Source organism: Robbsia andropogonis, assembly GCF_034047095.1.
GTDB classification, from domain to species: Bacteria; Pseudomonadota; Gammaproteobacteria; order Burkholderiales; family Burkholderiaceae; genus Robbsia; species Robbsia andropogonis.
On record NZ_CP139166.1, the window covers coordinates 1,012,440 to 1,037,322 of the forward strand.

Consider the following 24,883-nt stretch of genomic DNA (forward strand, 5'->3'; position numbering starts at 1 on the left):
AGAACCTGCAAAGAAAGTAACGACCGGTATAAAGAAACTATAAATTCTTTGTTGCTCAGGCGAGCTTCAATTAAACAGGCACGCGAACATTCGCCCGCGGGCGGGTTTTGCAGAAAGAATCACGCTGGCAAGTCGCTCTGCGGCCGTCCACATCTGGGCAACCGTGAAGCCACCAAATCCCAAAATTAATCCCGGACGACCCGTTCCGGGCGCGAATGTCGGGGACACCGCGCGGACAGCAACTCCGACATCAGCAGCGGCGAGGGCAATCGCGCGATCGTCCAGGTTTGCTGCCAGCCAGAGCACGAGGTGCATGCCCTGATCTCCTGGCGCAACCCACGCATACGCGGTCGGCAATAGTGCATCCAGTGCCGTCAGCAAAGCCTTGCGATAGGCGGCATATACATTGCGGACTTTTCGGATATGCCGCTCCAGATGCCCCTCCTGCATGTAGGCCGCCAGCACATACTGGTCGGCCTCGGGTGGATGACGATCCAGGCATTTTCTCGACGAGCCCAGGCCAGCAGGGCGTTGCGCCTCGCCATGCTCAACGGCATCCCCATCGGATATTGGTGCGACGGTGTAATGTAAGCAGCACGCGCGTGTACAGCCATGCGAATGCCTGCTTCGACGTCAATGCCATCTGCGTCCACAGGCACGCGAATCATTGTCTCTCCGTAGCCAGTGCTTTCCAGCATTGCTGTCACACCGCGATAGGAGGGATTCTCGACCCAGACTGCATCTCCCCGCGTGAGTAACACCTGACTCGTCAGATACAAGCCCTGCTGCGTGCCGCTCGTTACGATAACCTGGCTCGCCTGACATTGAACCGATCGTGACTTGCGGACATAGTCGCAATGGCTTCGCGCAACGGTAACACCCCCTGTGCCTCTCCATATCCCGCGGGCGCACCGGGGCCCGTTGCACGCACGCGATTACCAAGCCGCCGCCAAGCGTCTCCGGGCATGGCCGATCCGAATGGTATGGATACCCGCGAAGGGCACCGCCGGCAGCGCGCGGAATTCGGCGGCGATTCGCGCAAAGCGTGCAGCATGAGGCGGCAATACGGCTCTCGGCAAGTCGACACGCTGCTGTTCCGAAGCATTGCGATCACGTACTTGCGCGGGTTGTATGTCGGTGAAGGCAATCGCCACACGCGTGCCCGCACCGCTTTTCGACTCAAGAAAGCCCTCCGCGATCAATTGCGCGTAGGCCTCCACCACTGTTCCACGAGCGGTTTGCAGCACCGCTGCCAGCAGCCGGGTCGAAGGTACCGCCTCGCCCACTCGCAAATCCCCTCGCTGGATGGCATCTCGAAAAACCTGCGACAGTTGGCGAGCGAGATTTCCGGCACCGCGATCCAGTACTGGCAACCATGGTAAGTCGACATTACTCGCCGTGCGCGGCATGATAGTGGTCTATTCATTTGTATCAAAAATGGATCTACAGAATAAACCATTTCCTTGGGATAATCGACGAAACACCATCGGACCGCTTTCCGGTTGTCCCTTCACTGCCCCGCCACGAACGAGTCCATCATGTACATTCCATCCGCGTTTCTCGAAACCGACACCCAGGTGCTGCACGCGTTGATGGTCGAACATCCGTTAGGCACGCTCGTGACACGGGATGCGCAAGGATTCGATGCCAATCATCTGCCATTCGAATTAAGCGCGGATGGCGCATTCGGCACGCTGCACGCCCACATTGCACGTGCCAATCCCCTCTGGCAAACATGCACCAATGACGACAACGTCATGGTGATCTTTCACGCCGGCGACGCGTATATATCGCCGTCCTGGTACCCTAGCAAGCATGAACATCATCGTCAGGTACCCACCTGGAATTACACAGTGGTGCATGCGCATGGCCGGATCCGAATTCGAGACGACGAGGCGTTTGTACGTGGCGTCGTCGCACGGTTGACCCGAACGCATGAGGCGGGCGAGGCGGTGCCGTGGAAAATGGGCGATGCTCCGTCGGACTATTTGAATACGATGTTGAAGGCGATCGTTGGTGTGGAAATCGAAATTACCCGGCTCGTGGGCAAACGCAAATTGGGGCAGAACAAGGATGCAGCCGATATTCGAGGTGCCAGTGACGCATTGATCGCGCGAGGCCAGCATGAAGTGGGCGCCGCGATGTCGGCACTCGCTGCAAAGAAATAACGTTAACGCTGGCAAGCGCCGTTAAAGTGCCCCAATAACACAGCACACGGGTATGGGGAATGCTAGTAAAGCGCGCGAGCACGCCTACGCAGGCGCCCTGACATCACCGGAGACGACATGACCCTTGGCCGAGCCGTCGCATGGCTATTGTTGACTGTCTTGCTTGGCGGGCTTGGCGCGGCGTGGATGATCAAGCAAGGTCAGATCCCCGTGTCGGAGCGATTCAACCCGTTCGTGCCGCTTAACGTCGCGGCGGCACCGGGGCCGTTGACGACATGGAAATTCTGGCAAGCAACGCATGATCCGGCGCGGTGCATGGCCGCCCTTGCAACATCCGGAATGACGTTTGAGGCGGTAGCCGATACCACTTCTGTAAATGGCTGCGCTGTCCATGACGCGGTGCGCGTCTCGCGACTCTCCGACGCCGCCGTCAACCAGCGTTTCCTTGCGAGCTGCCCACTGGCGCTAAGTCTTGCCATGGCGGAGCGACACGCCTGGCAGCCTGCGGCTGCGCTACAGCACGCTCGCGTCACCCGCATTGATCATGTTGGTACCTTCGCCTGCCGCAATATCAATCATGCATCACAGGGCACTCTTAGTGAGCATGCCCATGCAAACGCAATCGACATAGAAGCGTTTGTCCTCAGCAACGGACAACGCATATCAATCGCTGATGATTGGCATCGCGACACGCCGCGAGGAATGCTTTTGAAACAGGCACGAGACGGCGCCTGCCGCTATTTCCACGTCGTCCTGGGGCCTGATTACAACGCCCTTCATCACACGCATTTGCATCTCGACATGGGTCCCTACCACACCTGCCGTTGAGCACGATCGGCAAAGCGCATTGCGAAGGACGGCGCGCTCCCCTGAATATCGACGCTCAACGACGTGACACACGAATGGCGATGGGATGTACCGCCGCGTCGGGCTCCCGGAAAGCAAATTTTCTCAGCAATGTCCTGTATCCGCCCGCGACCCGGAAACCGCCGTTTTTCTGTATGTAATCAATGGATCGCAGGCGATAAGCCGCTGCCAGCAGATACCATGGCAGCCCCGGCAAATCGTGATGCACGAGATGGTAGTTGTTGTTCAGGTAAAGCAGACGCATCGGCCATCCCGCCTCATTGATTGCGGTACGCTCCCCAACAACCTCCGCCGCGCGGTGCTCATAGAATGACCGAATCATTGACAGCGACAATGCCGGCCATGACACAGCAATGAGGTAGTACCATACCGGAACGCCAGCCCAATGCCGCATCCCCGCCAGCATCGCGAACAACAACAGGCCATGCGTGCACCACATTCTTAGATAGTGCCATTCGCCATGCGCTAGCGCATTCGCCGCATCTGCATAAGTTCGAGCCACCGCTAACGGCGGTCCTACAATCATCCGGCCAATGAACGTACGCTGAATTTTCCAGAGTTGCCGCGCCATCCGCGACATGCCTTGCCATCTGGCCGCATCCACATAATTAGTCTCAGGGTCCAGCCCCGGAACTGTCAAGTCTGCATCCCGGTGATGCCGTATGTGCAAGTCGCGGTAAAGCGTATAGGGATACCACACCGCCAATGGCGCATAACCCAAAAACTTATTAAATTGCCAGGATCGCGTTGGATGGCCATGCAACAACTCATGTTGCAATGACATATACCATGCCGCTGAAAAAACAAGCAAAGGTGTGGCTAGCAACAAACTCAACCACTGCAAATGCAACAACACCAGCGTGCCGATCCACATTCCATAGACACTCACACATACTGCCCACGTCGGCCATTCGGATCGGGCAATGAAGCGCTCCTGCAGGCGGCATATCGCACGCGCATGTTCCGCATCAAAGAAAGCGGTGGCGTGCGTGCCGTTTTCGGCTTCCCCGCTTTCTTTATGATTTGTATTCCTATTCATCAATTCACCCACCTCGTTTCCCACTGGCCATCCTAATTCCCATGAACCTCGACCGGGAAGCGAAAAATGCTTGTATCGATATCACGCAGGCTGCTATACCCGCTGGAAAATGCGAAAATCCGCCGACCTAGACGTGCCAATGCCGTCGGACGTCCTCGGCTAAGATAGTGATGGGTAGCCGGCCGCGATTGCCCTGGATTCCGCGGAAACAATGGCGTGATACGCCGCACGATTCATGGGCGCGATGCCCGTTAAACGCAGTGCACGCGCACGCCCGTCGTCGAGGGTGATCGCTGTGGCGAGCGCCACTCGCAGTTGCGCCAGCAGCGTACCGTCCACGTAAGGCGACGCGATAAACGGTAGACTGGGCGCAGGGACCGTCAGATCAATGCAGTGGGTTCGTTGCCTGACGAACAGGAATGCGTCACGCGCGTAGGCCAGCGTCACGCAATCGATCGCGGCAATGTCGACATGCCCTTGCGCGACCGCCTGAAGGGAGGCGATGTGCGACCCTGTCTCAACCACCGATGCAAAAAATCGGCCATCTTTCGCAAGTGGCGCCACGCGGTCGCGAAACGCATTCATGCCGCTGTGCGAGTCCATCGTATTATAAGCAGCACGCAAGCCCCGGCAGGCCGCCAGTTCCGTGGCACCTGATGCGTAAGCGTTATCCGAGACGACGATCGCACTTCGATAGGACGGTCCATCACATCCCTCTACATCGAACACCGGTGCCGCAACAACCTGTACCTTTTCCTTTAACTGAAACATCAGTGGATAGCCGCACGTCTGTGATAACAACAGATCGGGACGCTGCCATAATGCAGCGATATCAGGCCCCGGGGTATCATGCACTGTAATGGCGTCCTTGATACCCATTGCCCGCAATTGCATGATGACATCACGTAATAGTGCCCGCCACTGTTGATCCAGTAACGTCGTGACGTTGTACATCGGCAAGGCAACAATCCAATTCATTCAGGCATTCGCACCGACAAGGCATCCATGATGATGCCAACAGTATACGTTCTCTCGCCCATCCCGCATGAGCATCCGCGGGGTCATCAGTCTGGTTTCACTGCTCCCCCGGGGCGTAAAAAACATCTTTAATCGCGGAGCAGGGGTAACAATTGCCTGCCCTGTCGTTCAATTTCCTGCAGATAGGGGGTATCGGAAAGGATGAAATGGGAAATGCCCAGGGCCTCGTACTTGCGCAGTGACCGTGCCACTTCCTCGGCCGACCCGACCAACCAGGTCGTGCCAGCGCCACCGCCGCCGTATTTGCCAGGGCTGGTGTAGAGATTATCATCCAATACATCACCACGTGACTGCAAGTCCAGCAGACGTTTTTGCCCTACGGCCAATGTGTGTCTGTGATCATGCCACTGTCCGCCGTCGCCGCGCGCCATCGTCGCCACCCTGGCTTCGGCGTCGGCCCAGGCCTGCTCTGATGTATTGCGGATCAGCGTGGTGACGCGCAAGCCGAATTTCAACGGTGGCAACGTTCGTCCCGCTATCTCGCTACGTTTTTTCAGGCGGTCGATGCGCTCTGCGATATCAGCCAGCGGCTCTCCCCAGAACAACTGTACATCGGCCTCGGTTGCGGCGACCTCTTCCGCAGCGCTTGACGCACCACCGAAGTACAGCGTTGGATGCCGCCGCTCCCCTCGCGGCTGAATCCGTGGCGACAAGGTTGACGCTGTAACCTGGAAGTATTCCCCGTTGAAGGTCACATTTTCTTCGGTCCACAAGCGCCGGATCAGTTGCATGAATTCGCGAGTGCGGGCGTAACGCTGCCCGTGATCGCCTTCCCGATCGCCATACGCCGCAAGATCGTCTTTCCCCGACACGATATTGAGACGAACCCGACCGTCGATCAGATTGTCGAGCGTTGCAACGGCAGTCGCTAATTGGGCCGGCTGCCAATAGCCGGGCCGAACAGCAATCAACGGCTCGAACGTCCGCGTGCGCGCGGCCAGGGCCGTAGCCACGGTAAAAGTATCCGGACGGCCCCAGCCGGCACCAAGCAGTGCACCTTTCCAGCCGTATTCCTCGAGCGCTTTCGCCTGTGTGGTCAGTGTCGCCAAACTGTTATGGTCAGCGACTACCTTGTCACCACGATGGCCGGCCACCGACTGATTTGGGATATACCACAGAAATTCCGAGTCGTGGCCCATATGCAACGCCATCCATAAAAGAGAGCGTCCAGCATACCGCGGACGCTATCCCGCGCGAACCAAGCATTTGACATGCTCTTATGCCTATTTTGCATAATGCAGACGTGCGAACCCAGGGCGCCATCGCAGGCCAGTTCACGTACCCGTGACGTGACACATTGCGCACAACCTCAGCGTCGCCAAGAAAATACCTTCCGTCACCTACATTTCAAGTCAATGTAATTTGGGAAAACCATGCCGCTCGGCGAGCAGAGACAGGATTCGGTTTGGATCATCCACATATCTCCGACCGCGCAATGACTTGGCATCGTCAGGCGTGGCCTGTTCATCACCCAGAATGAGGAGGGGGACACCTTGATGCTCTGCGTCCAGCGCGGCGACAACCGTTTCGCGTGGTTTTGGAAACGGCACCCGAATAATGTCGAGACGCGCCGCGCGCGCACGATCGGACGCCAATAGTCCTTCTATCGCAGCGCCGTCAGGACACAGGAAACGTTCTCCCGGGTATTGCGGATCGCTGAAGCCGGCCTCCAGCAAAAACAGCGTGTCACGTTTAGTCATGTATTCCTCCATCGTTGGATGTGCCATGGCGGCACCTTCGAAGCGTAGTCAGGCAGTCTGGCTTGACACAACGAATGATTCGGAATTTGGATATCGCGTTAAAGCACTGCAGCCCGATAGATGCGACACGCTCTCTTTCAATCAAACGTTAGCGCGATACAACAGAACACCATCGCTGTACTTATCGAAAATCAATATTTAGCACTTCAAATACAGACTGCTACGCTTTCACTCCGCATATCCATTTTGATCTACTCAGTCAGCCAGGAAGGCACGTTTTCCAACGGATTTCCCAATAAGGCAAAGTCATGTGTTCAGGAAAGACATCAGCAAGGCGGGATCTCGTCTTGCAGCACGCAAAAAACGGAAGCAGTCTTGCACCACGCACGATCGACTATCCATCTCGTCGTACCGCGTTGCACGGCATTGTTGCTTCCTGCTTGGGCATCGCCTTTGGCAGCACCGCCGCCCGCACGCTAGCAGCCCCCGTCGGCACCTCCGACACCATCAAGCCGGTGTATGGCGGCCGCCTCGCTCTGCTTGTCAATCCAGAGCCGAACGCCTTGGTCAGCTTCGCGACGTCAGCCGGCGCGGAAGAAAAGGCATCGCCAAAAATCACCGAAGGCTTGCTCAGCTATGACTTCGATGTCAAACCACAGCCGCAACTCGCGCGCGCCTGGAACATCAGCGACGACGGGTTGACTTACACCTTTCACTTGCGTGAAGGCGTCTCTTGGCACGACGGCAAGCCATTCGTCGCCAACGACGTCAGACGCTCCGTACAGTTACTAAAGCAGTATCATCCGCGTGGTAGCACGACATTCGCCAATGTCACCTCAGTGGACACACCCGATTTGCACACCGCGATCATTCGACTGTCGAAGCCGGCACCCTATCTTATCTACGCGCTGGCGGCACAGGAATCACCCATCCTCCCGTCGCACCTTTATAGCGATGGCGATCCGTTATCGAATCCCAATAATGTGAAACCCATCGGAACCGGCCCCTATCTGTTCAAGGAATGGATTCGCGGCAGCCACGTGCGTCTGGTGCGTAATCCGCATTATTGGGACGCTCCCAAACCGTATCTGGATGAATTGATCCTGCGTTTCATCAGTGATCCATCAGCACGCGCGGCGGCCCTGGAAACCGGCGAGCTGGATATTGCCGGTGAAAATCCCGTACCTTTGCCCGACGTCGCACGACTGAAAAGCCTTGCACGCCTTGCCGTCGAAACACGTGGCTATAGCTATAACGCAGCACAGACGCAACTTCAATTCAATCTGGACAATCCCTACCTCAAAGATGTAAGAGTGCGCCACGCCATCGCCCATGCAATAGATCGTGAGACGATCCTGCGCAGTGTGTTCTTTGGCTTCGGCATATCTTCGCCGTCTCCCATCAGCCCCTTGCTGAGCCAATACTACGACCCGACTGTCCCTACCTATCCCTTCGATCGCGAGAAGGCCGCAAAACTCCTTGACGAAAGCGGGTATCCGCTGCGCGGCGGAACACGATTCGCGCTGACGATCGACTACAACCCCTACGACCCATCTTTCAGGCAACTCGCCGCCTATCTACGTCAGGCGTTGCGTGGCATCGGTATCGACGCCACTGTTCGTTCACAGGACTTCGCCACCTATGTAAAACGCATATACACGGATAGGGACTTCGATCTGGATGCGAACTTTCTCGGCAATACCTTCGACCCCAGCGTAGGTGTGCAGCGCCTCTACTGGTCGAAGAACTTTCGCAAGGGCGTGCCATTCTCCAATGCGACGCACTATACTGATCCCGAGGTCGATCGGTTGCTCGAGGCGGCGGCAACCGAACCTGACGCGATAAAACGGATTGCTTTGTTCAAGGCATTCCAACAAAAGGTAGGTGCCGACTTGCCCATTTACGACCTGATCACATTAAAACAGATCACGGTGTACAACAGACGCGTCCATCATCACACCGTGACGGCGGATGGCCTCAATGGCAATCTCGCTGACGTGTTCGTGACATCAACGTAAATACCAGGGCACTCGTCGGTAACGGTAGCGCCTATAGCGCAATTCCGATCTTGCCTTACCACAACCTGATACCTCAGAAAACTCGCCCTTCGATCAAATGCGTGGTTGTTCCGTTCAGCGCATAGTCACCTAATACACGCGCTTTATGCGACAGCGGGTTGTGACTGAACAACGTTCTGAGATTACGCCAATGGCGGTCGAAATTGTAGATACGGGATGTGGCCGATGCCCCACCCGCTTCGAACAACCGCTCGCCGGCATGCAGCGCCAGCTTGCTGACAATCAATTGTGTACGGGCCGTAGCAAGCGCACTTTGCAGCACTAACGCTTCGGCATCAGGCGCATTGTGTCTGATGGCCTCGGCCGACACACCCAGCGCACGGGCATTTTCTCGGACCAGGGCGTCGATCGCGTGCCGATGCGCGCCTAGCTCCCCGATGACTTGCTGGATAAAAGCGTCTTCCCGCGCCAACGCCGCAGCGCTGTGCAAGGCGGCGCGCCCATGATGCAACACGTAGTCCTCCGCATCGGAAACGATTCGGCGCACGATGCCCGCAGCGGTAGCAACAAGATGCAACTGCCGCAGCGCTCCCCCGTGCCGTCCGGCAAGCGTGGTATATCCACGCGCCCACACTTCTTCCGGATAGACGATCACGTTCGTCAGAACGGTGGTACCGCTGGCCGTCATCCGCTGCCCCATACCATCCCAATCATCGACGACTTCGATACCGTCGCGGTCCCGAGGCAGAATGACGCTCGCGGCTGTACCATTCTCGTCCAATACGTTGAAGCGGACAAAGTCCGAGAAAGCCGTTCCCGTGGTGTAGTACTTCTTGCCACTCAAACGAAAATGCGTCCCATCCCGCACCAACTGCGTCGTGACTTGCCCAGGTTTCGCCGTGCCGCGTTCGGTCGATCCGCCACCGAACAACGCACCGCCGACGATACGATCGATCTGGCGCTCCAGAAAGGGCGCAGGGGCGGATACATATAACCATTCTGTTGTATCAAAATGCGTCCGCAATGCATGCGCGACGTTGGATTCTTCGGCCGCAAGGGTCATAACGATCTCGAACAAGTCCTCAAGACTCCCGCCTAGGCCACCGTACTCGGCCGGTATCCGCAAGCGCCCCAAGCCCGACTCTCTGAATAGTGCAAAGCCGTCATAGGGGAGAATGCGTGCAAGCTCACGCTCTGCCGCGTTGCGACCAATCTCCTTGGCCAATGCGGGTACCGCACTCAGCACCGTCGCACGTTGCGCAGCGGAGTTCAGCCGTATATTCATGTCTCGATCCCATTTTCTGATTGATAATCCGGTCGATCACGCGCCGAATGGCATGTGTCACAGGCGATTTTCGATATACGTTGCACCCATCGCGGTAAGACGATCCCTTTCGTCGTCATTCGCGACGGCGGCGAAGACGATACGGACCCTCGTCATTCCGCCAAAGCGAACGAGTGGCCGAACCACGCCATCCCGCAATGCGGTGGCAGCATGCGCGACGACGAAATCCGGCATGGCGCTGGAATCGATCGACAGCACTTTTCCGGCATCTTCCAGATACGCCGCGACCTTGAAGCCATACGATCGATAGCTGCGCAGCAAATATGCGAGGAACGTCTTGTGCGCCGAGGACGCCGGGGGTATTTCGATAACAACGCGCGCGGGGCTCAAGCCAAGCGAAACCAGCAATTGCGCGAAATGCTTACCATGATCATAACGAATGCTCTTCAGCAGCCGATCGTGAACCGGCAAGAATAGCAGCGAACTCTGTCCCGCAGAAAAGAAGTTCACCGCGTGCACCGCTCTTAGAATACGGTCCGCGTCGATCAAAGACGAATCATCGAGGTCATCGAGTACGCCAGGCAATGCCTGTGTTGCGACATCATTCATCAACGACGATGGTCGCGACGAAAGAATGGGCCGCGCCGCCGCGGGGCCCATTGCGCCATGATATGCGCGCTGCGCGATACGCGAAATCCCGGTGGGATGTGGCGCGAGGGCACCCTTCTCACGCGCCGTCGACCCGCCTGCATCAGGCAATGGACCGGGTATCTCCCAAATTTCAGAGGTAAGGCTGCCAATCCGTTTACCCGCTATTTCTGCGTAGGCGCGTCCCTGCGCGTCAAAGCGGCATTTGATGCCTAGCGTCGGGTGCATCGCGACACGATGACGCAACGACGCGCCCTCGCCGCCGCCCGGCGCCACGCCGATATTGCTGTCGTCGATGGTCAGTTCCATCCGTATGCCACCTGTTTTCACTCGCTTACCCCGTCGCGCTGCATCGTTCCGGCACGACTTTGACGCCGGTGCCTTCACGCAGCACTTCGAACCGCCACCGCTTCCGATTCACGCCGGACGCGCGAACCATCCTCGGGACGCGCGAGACCGAGATGGTCTCGCAGGGTACGTCCTTCGTATTCTTTGCGAAACAATCCACGCCGCTGCAGGATGGGTACGACCTGCTCGACGAATATCTCGAAACCGTCCGGCAACGCATCAGGCATCAGATTGAAGCCGTCGGCCGCCTTTTCACGGAACCATGTTTCTATATCGTCGGCAACCTGCTCAGGCGTACCGACAACCACACGATGCCCACCCCCGCCCGCCAATCCATAAATCAGTTCCCGCACGGTAAGATCATGGCGGCGCGCGTGTGCGATCGTCGCATGGAAGAATGTGTGGTTGCCGTTTCCGCCGTTGGGAACAGGCAGGCTTTCAGGCAGACGCTCATCCAGTTTCAGCCGCCCGACATCCACCCCAAGCGTTCCTGCCAGTCGCTTCAGGCTGTATTCCCACGGAATGAGGTCGACAAGCGCATTGCGTCGCGCGATGGCCTCGGCTTGCGTCGAGCCGATAATCGTTGTCAGTCCTGCAAGCACTTTCACCGCTTCCGGACCACGACCAAAGCCTTGGGCGCGCTCGTGCAAAGCACGCCGATATGCCTGCGATTCCTCCAACGATTGCGATGCGGAAAACACCGCTTCGGCATGCCGTGCGGCGAGCGTTTGACCATCAACCGATCCCCCCGCCTGGATTAAAACGGGATGACCCTGCGGTGACCGCGGAACATTCAATGGCCCTGCCACGTCGAAGAAGTCGCCTTGATGCCTGATGGAGTGTACCTTGTCGATATCAACGAATGCCCCAGCGATCTTATCACCTATGAAAGCGTTATCGTCCCACGAATCCCATAGCTTCTTGACGACATCGGTGAATTCCCTTGCCCTGGCGTAACGCTGTTCGTGCGCTGCGACTTCGGCTTTCCCAAAATTGCGTGCCGACGCCGCATCGGCCGTGGTAACGATATTCCATCCGGCCCGGCCAGCGCTAATGTGATCGAGCGTCGCAAACCGGCGGGCAACGTTATATGGCTCGTTGTAACTGGTCGATACGGTACCAATCAAACCAATATGTGACGTCGCCGCCGCGATGGCCGTCAACACCATCGTCGGTTCAAGCGCCAGCAGCGGGCGGAAGTCGATCTGTTCCACCACGGCGGCGTTGTCCGCGAGGAAAACGCCATCCAACTTGGCCGCTTCGGCAAGGCGTGCGATACGCACGAAATGTGAAATATCGAAGAATGCAGAAGGGTCAGCGTCAGGAAGACGCCAGGCCGATGGGACGAAACCGGAGTGCAGAATGTTTATATTGAGATGAAGCTGCCGCTCTGGGCCGTTGTCGCGACGCATAAACACTCCCGGTGAAGGTAGTCCGTCATAGAAGAAACGCTATCCCTCTATTCTGGTCAGCGAGGCGCGACATCGTCAAAGAACCATTTCAGCTATGTTCAGCAGCAGAGATACGCCGGGGATGCCTTGGCACATTCCGCTGCACGCATGAGCGCAGAGTGTCAGCCATGCATGCCCCAACGGCGTACCGTCAGGCGTTCCAGGGTATCAAATACCACATGTTCAATTATCAAACCGATCACCACCACCGCGATCAATCCTGCGAAGACACGGTCTGTGTAGAGCTCGTTGCGATTTTCGAAGATATACCATCCCAATCCGCCACTGCCTGAACTCGTGCCAAAAACCAGCTCGGCCGCAATGGCCGTCCGCCAGGCGAATGCCCAGCCAACGCGCAAACCGGAAAGAATCGCCGGCATCGCGGCGGGCACCAGAACAAAAAGCACCAGACGGATGCCACGTAATCCATAATTTCGACCCGTCATCCGAAGCGTCGGAGACACTGACTGAAAGCCGGAAAATGTACTAAGTGCAAGCGGCCACAATACTGCATGCACGAGGACAAACAGGATGCTGTTTTCCCCTAGGCCAAACCACAATAATGCAATCGGCAACAAAGCAATGGATGGCAGCGGATTGAACATGGCCGTAAGCAGACTGAGCAGGTCGCGCCCTATCCGCGTGGATACCGCCAGCGAGGTCAAGACCAAGGCACTGAATACGCCCAGCACATAGCCCTTCAATAACATCGATAATGAGTTTCCCGCCTTGGTCAGCAGTTCCCCGGACGCAATGCCTTGTACGAATGCCAGCAAGGTATCCGTCGCCGTCGGCAGCAAAAGCGCATTGTTCATCGACAGCGCAAGTACTTGCCATAGCGCAAGCAACACGAGACCAATCAGCGTTTTTCGGAGCCACGTCGTATTGAACTTGCGCGAGACCGCCCTCAGAATCGCGCTGACCGATGGTCCTGAGAGGGGTACATCTGCGGACGGGCGCCGTTCGCCGTCATCGAAGGGTGATATTACTATCTCATACTCGGCGCGAAGCGGTGGCAGTCCAGTGTTCTGCCGCGCGCGCAAAATGTCATCCGCCGACATGCGTCGCCCCCTCGTAATTCGCGTTTTCAGGAAACAGCAAACCGTGAATACGCGCGCTGGCGTCCTGGAAGGCACGCCCCGCCGCATTCCGGTGATCGTATTGATGGCTGTTCAGCTCGCCGCGTACGCGCCCTGGATGAGGACTCAGCAGCAGGATGCGACTGCCGACGATCAAGGCTTCATCAATCGCGTGGGTAACGAACAGCAGCGTGAATGGTGCGTCCTCCCATAAGCGTAACAACTCCTCTTGCATCTTCCTGCGGGTTAAGGCGTCGAGCGCTGCAAACGGTTCGTCCATCAACAATACGCGCGGTTGCATTGCCAATGCGCGCGCAATGGCGACGCGCTGCTTCATACCGCCTGACAACGTATGCGGATATGCATTCGCGAACGCGCTCAATCCGACCTTGTCAAGAAAATGTGCGGCCTGCTCAAGCGCCTCGCGCCGTCCGATCCCTTTCGCTGCGCGTAGCGGGAAGGCGATATTCTCAATCACCGTCTTCCACGGCGGCAATTGATCGAATTCCTGGAATACGACGATCCGATCAGGGCCTGGACCCGTAATCGTTTTTTCGTCAAGCGTGATACGGCCGGCTGTTGGTGCGATGAAGCCTGCAACAGCCTTCAACAAGGTCGATTTGCCACAGCCGGAAGGGCCGAGCAACACGAAGCGATCGGCCTCGTGAACATCAAAGGAGACCCGATGCGTCGCCTTCACGATTCGCTCGGATGTCTTATATTCCAGATCGACGTCAGATACCCGCAACAATACACTGCTACCCGTCTCGATTCCCCTTTGCGTTTCGGCTGCTGTTGAGGCTTTCTTGCGCTCCGGCCGAGTCTCGGCGCCATGCGTGTCCTTTAGCCAATGACTGTGTGCGCTTGAAGACGCCATATCAACTTCCGCTCGCGATTAAAGGATCAGCGAAGAAGTAGTCCCGCCACGATGCGGGCTCGTTCTTGATCGCACCTACTCGGTGCATGAATTGCGCCAGCGGCAGCGTATTCTCCGGCGTCAGTTTGAATGTCACTTCCGGGTTCTTGACGATCTTCAGCAGCAATGCTCGATCGATCTTCGAATGATTGACGCGCAGATAGCTGTCGGCGGCCTCCTCCGGGCGCTGGCGGATCAATTCCGCGGCATCGTTCAGAGCCGCAACAAAGGCGTGATAGGTCTTAGGATTCTCTTGCTTGAATTTCTCCGTGGTATAGAGCACGGTCGCCGAACTAGGGCCACCCAGCACGTTGTAGGAATTCAAGACAATGTGCGCATTGGGGTTTCCGGCCAGTTCCTGCTCCTGGAAAGGAGGCGTGGCAAAGTGACTATCGATTTCCGTTTTCCCCGATATAACGGCCGCGGCTGCATCAGGGTGCGGCAATGCCTGCGTGTATTTATCCAGGCGATTATATTGCGCGTCTCCCCACTGCTTGGCCGCCGCAAATTGCAATACCCGGGACTGCACCGAGACCGTCACCGCAGGAACGGCAATCCGGTCCTTCTCGGTAAAGTCGGCGATCGTCTTGACTTTTGGATTGTTGGAAATCAAGTAATACGGAAAATTTCCCAGCGACGCCACGGCCTTGACGTTCTGCTTACCCTTTGTCCGATCCCAAACCGTCAACAGAGGACCAACGCCAGCACCGGCGATATCAACGGACCCTGACAGCAGCGCATCATTCAGCGCGGCGCCTCCGGACAAGGCGCGCCATTCCGGCTTGATCTGCAATCCCAGCTTGGCGCCCTCTTTTTCAATAAAGCCTTGATCGCGCGCCACATCCAGCAACAAATAGACAATGCCGAACTGTTGCGCAATGCGAATTGTCCCCTCTGCGTGCGCGGTCTGCGATACCACACCCATGCTCAGCGCCGCAGCGACGGAAAGGCAGGCCATACGGCAAGAAGCGATGCCGCGGATAAAGGAAGCATGTACGAAGTGGTGCGCGGAATGACGGAACAAAGGAAATCTCATTAGGGAATAGCTGATCGATTGAAGCGCGGTACGATGTATCGTGGAACGACGACACGACGTGAGTCGCTGCTCCCGAGCAGATACATGACGCGACGATATCTTCTGATCGGCGTCAAGCGACGTCAACGAACGTCGAGTGCTTCGTTTATCTCTTTTTCATATATCGATCAGCGTTTCCCATGGGCAACGCCTCCAAGACCGTTGTGAAATGCCAACGTCAGTAGGGTGGCAATGGAGTAGGAAGACCAAAGCGCTCGCGCAATGTTGCTTCCTGGTAATCCGTGCGAAACACACCACGTTTCTGCAGGATGGGAATGACCTTGTCGGCAAAAAGATCAAGGTCGTCCGGTAGCGCGGGCACCTGAACCGTATAGCCGTCCACCACACCGCTATCCCACCAGTCGATCAATTGATCGGCCACCTCATCCGGACTACCAAGAACCAGGCGATGCCCTTGTTCATAGCGTCTGATTGCCTGCCGGGCGGTCAACTTTTCATACGTCAGCAAGTCAATCACACTTTGCGTGAAGCCCTGTGGCTGGCGTTGGTTCTCCGCCGTTGCAAATAATGTCGGTGACAACACCGCATCGGGATCAAGTGTATCAGGATCAAGTCCGGCATCGCGTGCGAAACGGTGCAGCAGACCCGCCTCCGAACCGGTATCCGTCAGGCGTTCGTGACGCCGCAAAGCGGCCTCTCGCGTCGGTGCGATGATGGGCACGACACCGGGTGTAATCCGCACATCGGTGGCGCGTCGCCCATGCGCCACCGCCGCACCACGTATCGCCTCCGAAAAATGAGCGGCGGCCTGCTTTGACAACAGTGCGCAATACACAAGTTCTGCATGCTTCGCGGCCAGTGCAATGCCGCCCTTCGATGCGCCTGCCTGCGCGATAACGGGTTGCCCTTGCGCGCTGCACGGTACATTGAGCGGCCCATCCACCGAAAAATGCGCATCACGGTAGTGGATGGGCCGCGCGCTGTCGGCCGGCCATAACGCCGATTCGGTCGACGTGAATCCTGCAGGCAAATTCCAACTACCCCATAACTGCTTCAACACGTCGAGAAACGCGTCCGCACGTGCATAGCGCACGGCCCGTACCGGCAGCGGCGCCGCACCGAAATTTGCCGCCACTTCTTGCTTGAACGACGACACGATGTTCAAACCCAGCCGGCCACCCGAGACGAGATCCAACGTCATCGCCCGACGGGCAAGATTATAGGGTGCGTTGTAGGTGGACGAAGCGGTTGCCACAAGACCAATATCCGGCACATGCGCCGCCAGCGCCGTCAACAGAATGAGCGGGTCGAGCGAATGCAGTGGTCTATCCTTCGAGTCGAGCATTAGTGCCGGGTGATCGGAAAGGAACAGGGCATCGAAGCGGGCCCGGTGGGCGGTGCGTGCAAGGCGAAGGTAATACGCGATGTCGATGAAATCGCCAGGATTTCCCTCTCGATGACGCCAGGAATTCGGGAAATAGCCCGTACTGTTTATGCCAAAATTTAAATGCAACTGACGCGTGCTCATTCAGGCGAACTCCTTGTCGGAACGCGACGCCAGCGACTGCCCAGATGCCACCACGCCAATCCCGCCCTTGATCGGCGGTGGCGCGCCGTTGACAGCGTAGTCACCAACGATCCGATCGTGATAGACACGCGGATTATGAGACGCGATGGTGCGTGCATTACGCCAATGACGATCGAGTCCCGTACTACGCTTTGTTGCCGACGCCCCCAAGGCATCGAACAGATGTGTGGTCGACGATAGAATCAGATCGGTCACAACCGTTACTGTCTGACTGACCTCAACGTCCGCCACGACGTTTGCCTGCGTGCGTGCGGCCTCCCATGCAAGACGTGCCGGATCGGTCAATGGTGCATCGCCAGACGATATCTCTGTTTCGGCAATCGCGGTAGCGCGCAGGTCGACAACACGTTGCAGCGCTTCCGCTGCCTTCAACACGGCGCTTGTGGACACGTAGCTGGCACTTCGAATACGACCGACGATTTGAAGAATTTGCGGGTCTTCGCTCGGGCGATTGAAGTTGGTACGCCCCGCGTACACACGCTTTCTTGCGGCCACTGCCGACGACAGGTCGGTCGCCGCCGCCTGACCGATACCGGCTAGTGTCGCGATATGAATCAGTTGGAACCATGCTCCGGCAAAGCGGAACCGCTCGGCATGCGGCTTTACCAAGGCATCGTCGATTGCGACATCGTGAAACAGCGCGGTTCCGCTCGCCGTCAACTGCTGGCCAAAGCCCTCCCAGTCATCCAGAATTTCCACGCCGGGTGCACGGGTTGGTACCAGCACGCCTCGTATCGTACCCGTTTCATCAGAGGCGCTAAGATTGATCCAGTCCGCATACAAGGAACCACTGGTGTAGTACTTTTCGCCGTTCAAGACCCATTTATCGCCTCGTCGACGCAATTGCGTCGACAGCGTACCAAGCGGATTTTCTCCTGTCTCGGAAAAACCGCTCCCGGAAAGCTCGCCCGCCCCAAGGCGATCGAGCCACGTGTCGCGCCATGTGCCATCAGCGCTATCCAACACTTCTTCTGTAAAGCCAAAATGCGAGCGTAATGCATTGATCACGTTCGGATCGGCCCGTCCCAGTTCGACCGCGGCGGCGAAAAATTCCGGCAATGTTGCATCAAAACCGCCGTACGCCTTTGGCAACCGAAAGCGCGTAAAGCCCGCGTGGCGCAATGCTTGTATTTCGTCATGCAGTAATGTGTGCGTTCGTTCACGCTCGACGGATCGTTGCCGAATATCATCGAAAATCGGCCGAAAAGGCGCAATCAATGTTTCATAACGCGCACTTGGACCATTGCCCCACCCTGTGTCGACTGCTGGCATTACGCTTGCTCCCTGCTTGAACCTTACCGTTTGCGATGCAGCGACTATCGCGCCAATGCAAAGGGCAGACAAACAACCAAATCTGATTTGAATATGACGCCGAATGGCGGCGAGTCCACCGTCAAGACCCTAAGCAGGCGTCGGCGAGGACTTTCCAATAGGCTGATCAACGCCAGGCACCACTCGCTCATGCGTAAGGCGATCGAAAACGGACGCATCAATCCACGCGGACAATTCGAAGTCTTGCGATAAGAACCCGTGCTTGACGAGAAACGCCTTGAAATTATCCAAGGCAGCGATATGCTGCGGGTCCAGACCAATCGTCAATTGGGTGTGACTGCCGCGCGGATACGCCGGGGCCACCCAATGCTCGGCCGCGCGAACCTCACGGGCGATATACGCACGCGCCTGGTCCGGATGCGCCAATGCCCACTCGCCAGCGCTTACCGCCGCACCCAATGCTTTCGCCACCAGATCCGGCCGGCGTGTCAACAGGGCCGTATCCACCGTGAGTGGACGCGGTGTCCCATTATTCGCGTGGCGAAGTCGATCCGAGTGTTGCTCGATCTCGACGATGATCCGCGCTCCCGCGATATTCACCGCTTCCAATCCAGGTGCGCCCTTGACAAAGACCGCCTCTACTTCACCGCTAAGCAGGGCTGCGACTTCACGCGCAAACTCGTGGGGTCGCTCGGTCGCCATCCTCATCGCAAGCCCATTGTCGGCAGTCGCACGCGCCTCCGCCAGACTGGTGGGCGTGTGTGCCAACGGTACCAAAGCGACATCGCGCAAAGTCAGCCCCGCGACATCAAGCAAGCTGTCATAACCCCGCAGCGCGGTAGCGCGATGGAAATCGACAATATCGGTGCGTGGGTTATGCGGCAGCCCAAGTCGACGTCCACGAAGATCCGACACGTGACGGATCATGCTCGAAGGCAAGGCGATGATGCCTTGAAATTCATCTACCCAGGACAAACCAATTACGCGTGTCAGTGCACCATTGGCACGTGCCCACAACGCTGGGATATTGCCACCCTGTCGAAACGAATGCGGCTGCGAATGCGTGTAATGCGAGCGTCGAACGACGGGATCCGAGGCGTCCTGCAGTGCTTCCCAATGGATACCGTCGGCGGCGAACGCCTGCGCCAATCCGCCTTGCTGGATTACCACGCCAAACGGGGTCGGGGCCGGACAGCGCGTGTACCAAAGACGATCGACAGGCGCGGTGGGCGATGCAGGCGACACGAACACGTTACCGGACCGCGCGGCCGACCTATCGTCGAGCGCCGACGCATCCGGCTGCTCGCGAATAATTTCCGAGATGGAAGCAGTCATTTCTCGTGTCGTGGATGTCTGCCAAAAAACGGGTGGCCAGGGTCGTTGTAACCCGGCGTGGATGGGTGCCCGGGCGTGACAAGACCATCTACAAAGGCTTCGTCCTCCGCGGTGAAACGATACGCCAGCGCGGGTTGATAGTCATCCCACTGGGCTTCGGTCCGCGGACCAGTGATCGCCGATGTCACCAAGGCGTTATTAAGCACCCACGCCAGCGCAAATTGTCCGGGTGTCAGCCCCCGGGCTTCCGCATGCGCCTTGACTGCCTGCGCCAATGTCAGGTTTTCAGGACGCCACTCCGTCTGGTGCAGCCGACGATCCTGCCTTCCGGCACGCGTATCCGCGCCCGGCTTTTCCCCGGCGTGTACTTGGCCGTCAACACGCCACGAGCCAGCGGACTATACGAGACCACACCAAGCCCGTAATACGCCGCCGCTTCGAGCTGTTCCTGCTCGGCCTGGCGATTCGCCAGGTTGTATAACGGTTGGCTTGCAACGGGGCGATCGATATTCAACGCATCCGCGGTCCGGCTGAATTCGGCAATCTTCCAGGCGCGATGGTTGGACAAACCGTAGTAGCGGATTTTGCCAGCGCGAATCAGATCGTCGATCGCGCGAAGGGTCTCGGCGACAGGCGTGGTGTGATCCTCGCGGTGCAGATACAGCAAATCGATATAGTCAGTCTTCAATCGACGGAGGCTCGCCTCCACTGCCTGAATCGTATATTTTCGAGACGCACCTTGATCATTTGGACCATCGCCTCGCGCGTTGACATACTTGGTTGCAAGCACCCACTTATTTCGTTGATCGGCGATCAAGCGACCTACTACTTCTTCGGATGCCCCCCCGTTATACCCGTCCGCTGTATCGATGAAATTGACCTTCTGTTCAAACGCCTTGTCGACAATACGGCGCGCCGTGGCCTCGTCGGTTTGACCGCCAAACATCATCGTGCCTAATGATAACGGGGATACCTTGACTCCCGAACGCCCGAGATTTCGATATGACATGCGCAACTCCTGGAAACGTGTAACAGATAATCTGATCAGGCGGCACGCGGCACCGCCGCGATCAGCGACTGCGTATAAGGATGCCGCGGGTTATCCCACAACGACTGATGGTCCCCTTCCTCGACGATCTGGCCACCATGCATTACCAAGACCCGGTCGGCGATATAACGCACCACCGCCAGATCATGAGAAATAAAGAGATAGGACAAGCCCAGCTCCTGCTTCAATTCGACCAACAGGTTCAAAACCTGCGCCCGCACGGAGACGTCAAGGGCGGAAACCGGCTCATCGCAAATGACCAACGCCGGTTGGAGTACGAGCGCACGCGCAATGCCGATACGTTGACGCTGCCCACCAGAGAACTCATAGGGATAGCGGCGCAACGCATCCAACGGCAAATCGACTCGGCGCATGACATCGACGATTCGCGCATGGCGTTCGTCACGGTCGCGGATATGGTGCGCTTTCAACGCGGCATCGAGAATGCCTTGCACATCATGACGCGGATTCAGCGACGCAAACGGATCTTGGAAAATCATCTGTACCTTGCGGCGCAGCGGCCGCATGGCACGCTCACCCAGATGGGTGATGCGTTGTCCATCGAGTTCAATGTCGCCTGCGGTCGGTGCGATCAGCTTCATCACGGTGCGGCTTAATGTCGACTTGCCACAGCCGGACTCGCCCACTAATCCGACGGTCTCCCCAGGCGCGATATCAAACGACACACCATTGACGGCTTTCACCAGTTGCCCGCGTTGTCCGTAATGCGTGTGAAGATCCGTTAGCCGCAACATCGGTGCGCGGACCTTTTTATCCGATGGGGATACGGCGCGCGCCATTGCCGCGCTGTTGTCAGGCGTTCGAAGATCTCTTTTATGCAAGGTAAAGCGGAACGTCGGTGCTTTGCCGCTAAGAGTGGATTCCACCCGAATCTCGGCAAGGCGCTCCTGCCGATAATGCACAGCATGATCAAATGTCAAAGACGCACCCCTTAGTCCACGCGTATAAGGATGCATTGCCTCGGTGTCCTTGCCGAAGAGGGTATCCACACGCCCCTCTTCAAGCTTACGGCCGCCGTACATCACGGCAACCCGATCCGCATATTGCGCGACAACCCCAAGATCATGCGTGATAAGCAACAGCGCCATTTGCATGTTGCGGGCCAGTTCGGCAAGCAACGCCAGTATCTCGGCCTGAATCGTGACATCGAGCGCAGTTGTCGGCTCATCGGCAATCAACACCTTGGGTTGGCAGGCGATAGCCATCGCGATCATTACGCGCTGGCGCTGCCCGCCAGAAAGCCGATGAGGGAAATCATCGACTCGTTGCTCTGGATTCGGTATTTTCACTCGTCCCAGCAGGCTGATTGTATGCGCACGCGCGGCACGCGACGACAAGCGCCGGTGGCGATGCAGCACTTCCGCAATCTGGTCACCCACGGTCATTACCGGATTCAGAGACGTCATCGGCTCTTGAAAAATCATCGAAACATCTCGCCCACTGACATCGCGCCGCGCGGCCGGCGACAACGACAACAAGTCTTTGCCGTCTAGCAGAATTTTCCCGGATACGGTCGCATTATTGGCCAACAATCCCATGATGGCCAATGCCGTGGTGGATTTGCCGCAACCGGATTCACCTACCAATGCCACGGTTTCTCCCGGCGCAACGGCGAGATCGAAATCCGACACGACGCGATGCCCGACATCGTTCCGCGCGTCGCGCCGACCATAATCGACATTCAACGCGCGCAATTCCAAGATATTGCTCATGGCAGTGTGCCCTCGACCGATGCGTATTGCCAGCAGTTATTCGAACCATGACGACATCACGCCGCCGCCATTCTTATCGCCGCTCGCGCAGGCGCGGATTGAAGGCTTCATTCAAACCATCACCAAGGAGGTTCAAGGCAAGGATGGCCAAGACCAACGCAGTGCCGGGCAAAATCGTCAACGAAGGCGCGGTGCGTAGCATCTCACGTCCGGTGCCGATCATTGTTCCCCAACTGACACGGTTTGGATCGCCTTGCCCCAAAAATGACAGCGCGGACTCCATCAAAATGGCGCTCGCTACCATCACCGACGCGGTAACGATAATCGGTGGCAATGCATTCGGCAGGATCTCTCGAAAAATGATTCGCACCGGCGTGAAACCAAGTCCTTTCGCCGCCGCGACAAATTCGCTATGTGCCAAAGAACGGAACTCGGCGCGCACCAACCGCGCGACGGTCGGCCAGGACGTCACGCCAATCGCGAGCGATATCGTCTGCATCGACGGCGATGTGATCGTGACGATCACGATAACGAAGAGGAAGGCCGGCGTAGTCTGGAATATCTCGGTGATCCGCACCAATACGTCATCAACCCATCCGCCAAAGTATCCCGCCGCCGCACCAATCAACGTACCGATGCAAACGCCGATCACTGCGGCGGTTGCACCAATCCACAACGACGCCTGGCTGCCATGCACGATGCCTGCCGCAACATCACGGCCGAGGGAATCCGTGCCGAGCCAGTAATGCGCATCTGTAAAAGGCGGGATTAACGGCGCAGCCACCATGTCCAGTGGATCGCCCGGAAACCAGACATTCGCGCTAAACGCCATCACGACCATCGCCAGCAGGATGACCGCACCCACGACAGCCAGTGGATTCCGTGCCAATCGGCCCCACGCCGAATCCGCCAGAAGTCGATGCGACGCCCGTTTCGGGACCCTTTGGTACGCGCTGGCACCGCCCTCGACACCGTGGTTGTCCGAAGCGCTTGCGTCCGGATAGGCGGTTCCGCTGAGGAACGCGCCAAATACCGAGGATCGAAGTTGCGTTCCCCATCGCGCCGAGGCGTGTCCATGGCCGAGGGTTGGAACGTCGTCACACGAACGAGGTGCCGATCCGTACGCCGACTGTCGGACATCCTGCCCCGCGTCATACCGCGTTTGTCCGACGGGGGCATAGCGTTGTGCATCGTCCGTTTTTTGGGTCATCGGCGGTTCTCCACTCGGGGATCGAGCCATACCTGCAGCAAATCGGTCAGAACATTGGCCACGACAACAAGCAATGACGACAACAGCATCACACCGAGCAGGACGGAATAGTCACGCCCCTGCACGGCATCCAGGGCCAGACGGCCCAGACCCGGCCAACTGAATACCGTCTCCGTGACCACCGCGCCACCAAGCAGCCCGCCAATATGCATGCCTGCGACCGTGGTGATTGGAATCAGAGCGTTGCGCAAGACGTGGCGCACCGTAACGACCCAGGGATGCAGACCCTTTGCCTGTGCCGTGCGAATATAGTCCTGACGCTGGACTTCCAGCATCGCCGCACGTGTCAGACGTGCATAAATCGCGACATAGAAGCTGCCGAGCGTTGCAGCAGGCAACAACACATGACGTAGCCTGTCCCAAAAATCTTCAAACCCGTTCAGCGTCTGTCCCAGCGTCGTTGCACCTTCACTGGGCAACCAGCCAAGATGAACAGAGAACACGACGATGGACACCAACGCTACCCAGAAACCCGGCGTTGAATAAAGCAGCAACGCAAACACCGATAGCATCCGGTCAAGCCACCGGCCTTGCCATGCCGCCATCGTGGCTCCCAACGCAATGCCCGCAATCAAAGCAAAACCCAACGCAAAGAGCATCAAAAACAGGGTATCCGGCAACCGCGAAAGTATCAGCGACATCACTGGAGTATTAAACCGAGGGGATACGCCCAGGCTGAAGTGCGCGAGATTATTCAGATAGGCAATGAACTGTTCGAACAACGTCCGATCAAGGCCGAAGTGATGGCGTATCTGCACCATTGTTTCGGCGGTCGCGGAGCCCGACTCTCCCGCCAGCACATCGGCTGCGTCGCCCGGGATCAACTGCATTAGGACAAAGTTTAAGACGACAACACCAAGGGTCGTCGGTAAAGCACGCGCGACTATACGAGCAAGCCCACGCTGCCAGCGACGATATCCTGACCCGCGGGATCTCTCGCCTGGTACCGCTGGAATCGTTGAAGCCATGGTCGTTCCTGTCAATCACATTCGGGAATTCCAGCGGATTACTGTAGATCGCTTTCCTGCGAACGGCTACCAATGG

19 protein-coding genes and 2 pseudogenes are annotated in these 24,883 nt (G+C 57.5%); 3 read left to right on the forward strand and 18 right to left on the reverse strand.

The window, feature by feature from the left end:
- Window positions 1–66 precede the first annotated feature (66 nt).
- A pseudogene (locus tag SJQ66_RS09265) lies at window positions 67–1,409 on the reverse strand (aminotransferase-like domain-containing protein).
- A gap of 129 nt (window positions 1,410–1,538) precedes the next feature.
- Between SJQ66_RS09265 and SJQ66_RS09270 the strand changes: the two are divergent.
- Entirely contained in the window at window positions 1,539–2,168 is a 630-nt protein-coding gene (locus SJQ66_RS09270; RefSeq protein ID WP_046152826.1) for an FMN-binding negative transcriptional regulator, read from the forward strand.
- Between the two features lie 117 nt (window positions 2,169–2,285).
- Window positions 2,286–2,996, forward strand: a complete 711-nt coding sequence (locus SJQ66_RS09275) for an extensin-like domain-containing protein (protein WP_320533972.1) — start codon at window positions 2,286–2,288, stop codon at window positions 2,994–2,996.
- 55 nt (window positions 2,997–3,051) lie between these two features.
- Here the strand turns inward: SJQ66_RS09275 and SJQ66_RS09280 are convergent, their stop codons facing one another.
- The 4 genes from SJQ66_RS09280 to SJQ66_RS09295 form a co-directional block, all read right to left on the reverse strand.
- Window positions 3,052–4,074 carry a fatty acid desaturase gene (locus SJQ66_RS09280; protein ID WP_320533973.1) on the reverse strand — a complete coding sequence of 341 codons (1,023 nt, stop codon included), beginning with the start codon at window positions 4,072–4,074 and terminating at the stop codon, window positions 3,052–3,054.
- Window positions 4,075–4,233: 159 nt separating this feature from the next.
- Entirely contained in the window at window positions 4,234–5,052 is an 819-nt protein-coding gene (locus SJQ66_RS09285) for a phosphate/phosphite/phosphonate ABC transporter substrate-binding protein (protein ID WP_320533974.1), read from the reverse strand.
- Between the two features lie 128 nt (window positions 5,053–5,180).
- A complete protein-coding gene (locus SJQ66_RS09290; RefSeq protein ID WP_320533975.1) occupies window positions 5,181–6,251 on the reverse strand; it encodes an LLM class flavin-dependent oxidoreductase in 1,071 nt (356 codons plus the stop codon).
- Window positions 6,252–6,464: 213 nt separating this feature from the next.
- On the reverse strand, window positions 6,465–6,812 hold the full coding sequence (locus SJQ66_RS09295; RefSeq protein WP_024903948.1) for a DUF3088 domain-containing protein: 348 nt from the start codon (window positions 6,810–6,812) through the stop codon (window positions 6,465–6,467).
- Window positions 6,813–7,228: 416 nt separating this feature from the next.
- Here SJQ66_RS09295 and SJQ66_RS09300 point away from each other — a divergent pair, with 416 nt between their 5' ends.
- On the forward strand, window positions 7,229–8,830 hold the full coding sequence (locus tag SJQ66_RS09300) for an ABC transporter substrate-binding protein (protein WP_052738269.1): 1,602 nt from the start codon (window positions 7,229–7,231) through the stop codon (window positions 8,828–8,830).
- A 73-nt stretch (window positions 8,831–8,903) separates the two neighbouring features.
- Here SJQ66_RS09300 and SJQ66_RS09305 read toward each other — a convergent pair whose 3' ends face one another.
- The 13 genes and pseudogenes from SJQ66_RS09305 to SJQ66_RS09365 form a co-directional block, all read right to left on the reverse strand.
- Window positions 8,904–10,115 carry an acyl-CoA dehydrogenase family protein gene (locus SJQ66_RS09305; RefSeq protein WP_024903946.1) on the reverse strand — a complete coding sequence of 404 codons (1,212 nt, stop codon included), beginning with the start codon at window positions 10,113–10,115 and terminating at the stop codon, window positions 8,904–8,906.
- A gap of 57 nt (window positions 10,116–10,172) precedes the next feature.
- Window positions 10,173–11,072 carry a hypothetical protein gene (locus SJQ66_RS09310; RefSeq protein WP_024903945.1) on the reverse strand — a complete coding sequence of 300 codons (900 nt, stop codon included), beginning with the start codon at window positions 11,070–11,072 and terminating at the stop codon, window positions 10,173–10,175.
- Between the two features lie 74 nt (window positions 11,073–11,146).
- Complete coding sequence (locus SJQ66_RS09315) at window positions 11,147–12,523, reverse strand: LLM class flavin-dependent oxidoreductase (RefSeq protein ID WP_024903944.1); 1,377 nt, start codon at window positions 12,521–12,523, stop codon at window positions 11,147–11,149.
- A gap of 161 nt (window positions 12,524–12,684) precedes the next feature.
- Window positions 12,685–13,623, reverse strand: coding sequence for an ABC transporter permease (locus SJQ66_RS09320; protein ID WP_253464487.1), 939 nt, complete (start codon window positions 13,621–13,623; stop codon window positions 12,685–12,687).
- Window positions 13,610–14,518 (reverse strand): ABC transporter ATP-binding protein, encoded by a 909-nt coding sequence (locus tag SJQ66_RS09325; protein ID WP_253464485.1) that lies wholly within the window; start codon window positions 14,516–14,518, stop codon window positions 13,610–13,612. Before SJQ66_RS09325 ends, SJQ66_RS09320 begins: the two co-directional genes overlap by 14 nt.
- 1 nt (window position 14,519) lies before the next feature.
- Window positions 14,520–15,515 (reverse strand): ABC transporter substrate-binding protein, encoded by a 996-nt coding sequence (locus SJQ66_RS09330; protein WP_024903941.1) that lies wholly within the window; start codon window positions 15,513–15,515, stop codon window positions 14,520–14,522.
- Between the two features lie 295 nt (window positions 15,516–15,810).
- Complete coding sequence (locus SJQ66_RS09335; RefSeq protein WP_024903940.1) at window positions 15,811–17,121, reverse strand: NtaA/DmoA family FMN-dependent monooxygenase; 1,311 nt, start codon at window positions 17,119–17,121, stop codon at window positions 15,811–15,813.
- Window positions 17,122–18,453: an acyl-CoA dehydrogenase family protein gene (locus SJQ66_RS09340; RefSeq protein ID WP_024903939.1), complete on the reverse strand. Its 1,332-nt coding sequence runs from the start codon at window positions 18,451–18,453 to the stop codon at window positions 17,122–17,124.
- A 129-nt stretch (window positions 18,454–18,582) separates the two neighbouring features.
- Entirely contained in the window at window positions 18,583–19,788 is a 1,206-nt protein-coding gene (locus tag SJQ66_RS09345) for an ABC transporter substrate-binding protein (RefSeq protein ID WP_320533976.1), read from the reverse strand.
- Window positions 19,785–20,797 (reverse strand): annotated as a pseudogene (locus SJQ66_RS09350) (aldo/keto reductase). The gene SJQ66_RS09345 and the pseudogene SJQ66_RS09350 overlap by 4 nt, the downstream one beginning before the upstream one ends.
- A gap of 35 nt (window positions 20,798–20,832) precedes the next feature.
- Window positions 20,833–22,569, reverse strand: a complete 1,737-nt coding sequence (locus SJQ66_RS09355) for an ABC transporter ATP-binding protein (RefSeq protein ID WP_253464481.1) — start codon at window positions 22,567–22,569, stop codon at window positions 20,833–20,835.
- A 73-nt stretch (window positions 22,570–22,642) separates the two neighbouring features.
- Window positions 22,643–23,482: an ABC transporter permease gene (locus SJQ66_RS09360; RefSeq protein ID WP_253464514.1), complete on the reverse strand. Its 840-nt coding sequence runs from the start codon at window positions 23,480–23,482 to the stop codon at window positions 22,643–22,645.
- 293 nt (window positions 23,483–23,775) lie between these two features.
- Window positions 23,776–24,807, reverse strand: coding sequence for an ABC transporter permease (locus tag SJQ66_RS09365; RefSeq protein ID WP_024903935.1), 1,032 nt, complete (start codon window positions 24,805–24,807; stop codon window positions 23,776–23,778).
- Between the last annotated feature and the right edge of the window lie 76 nt (window positions 24,808–24,883).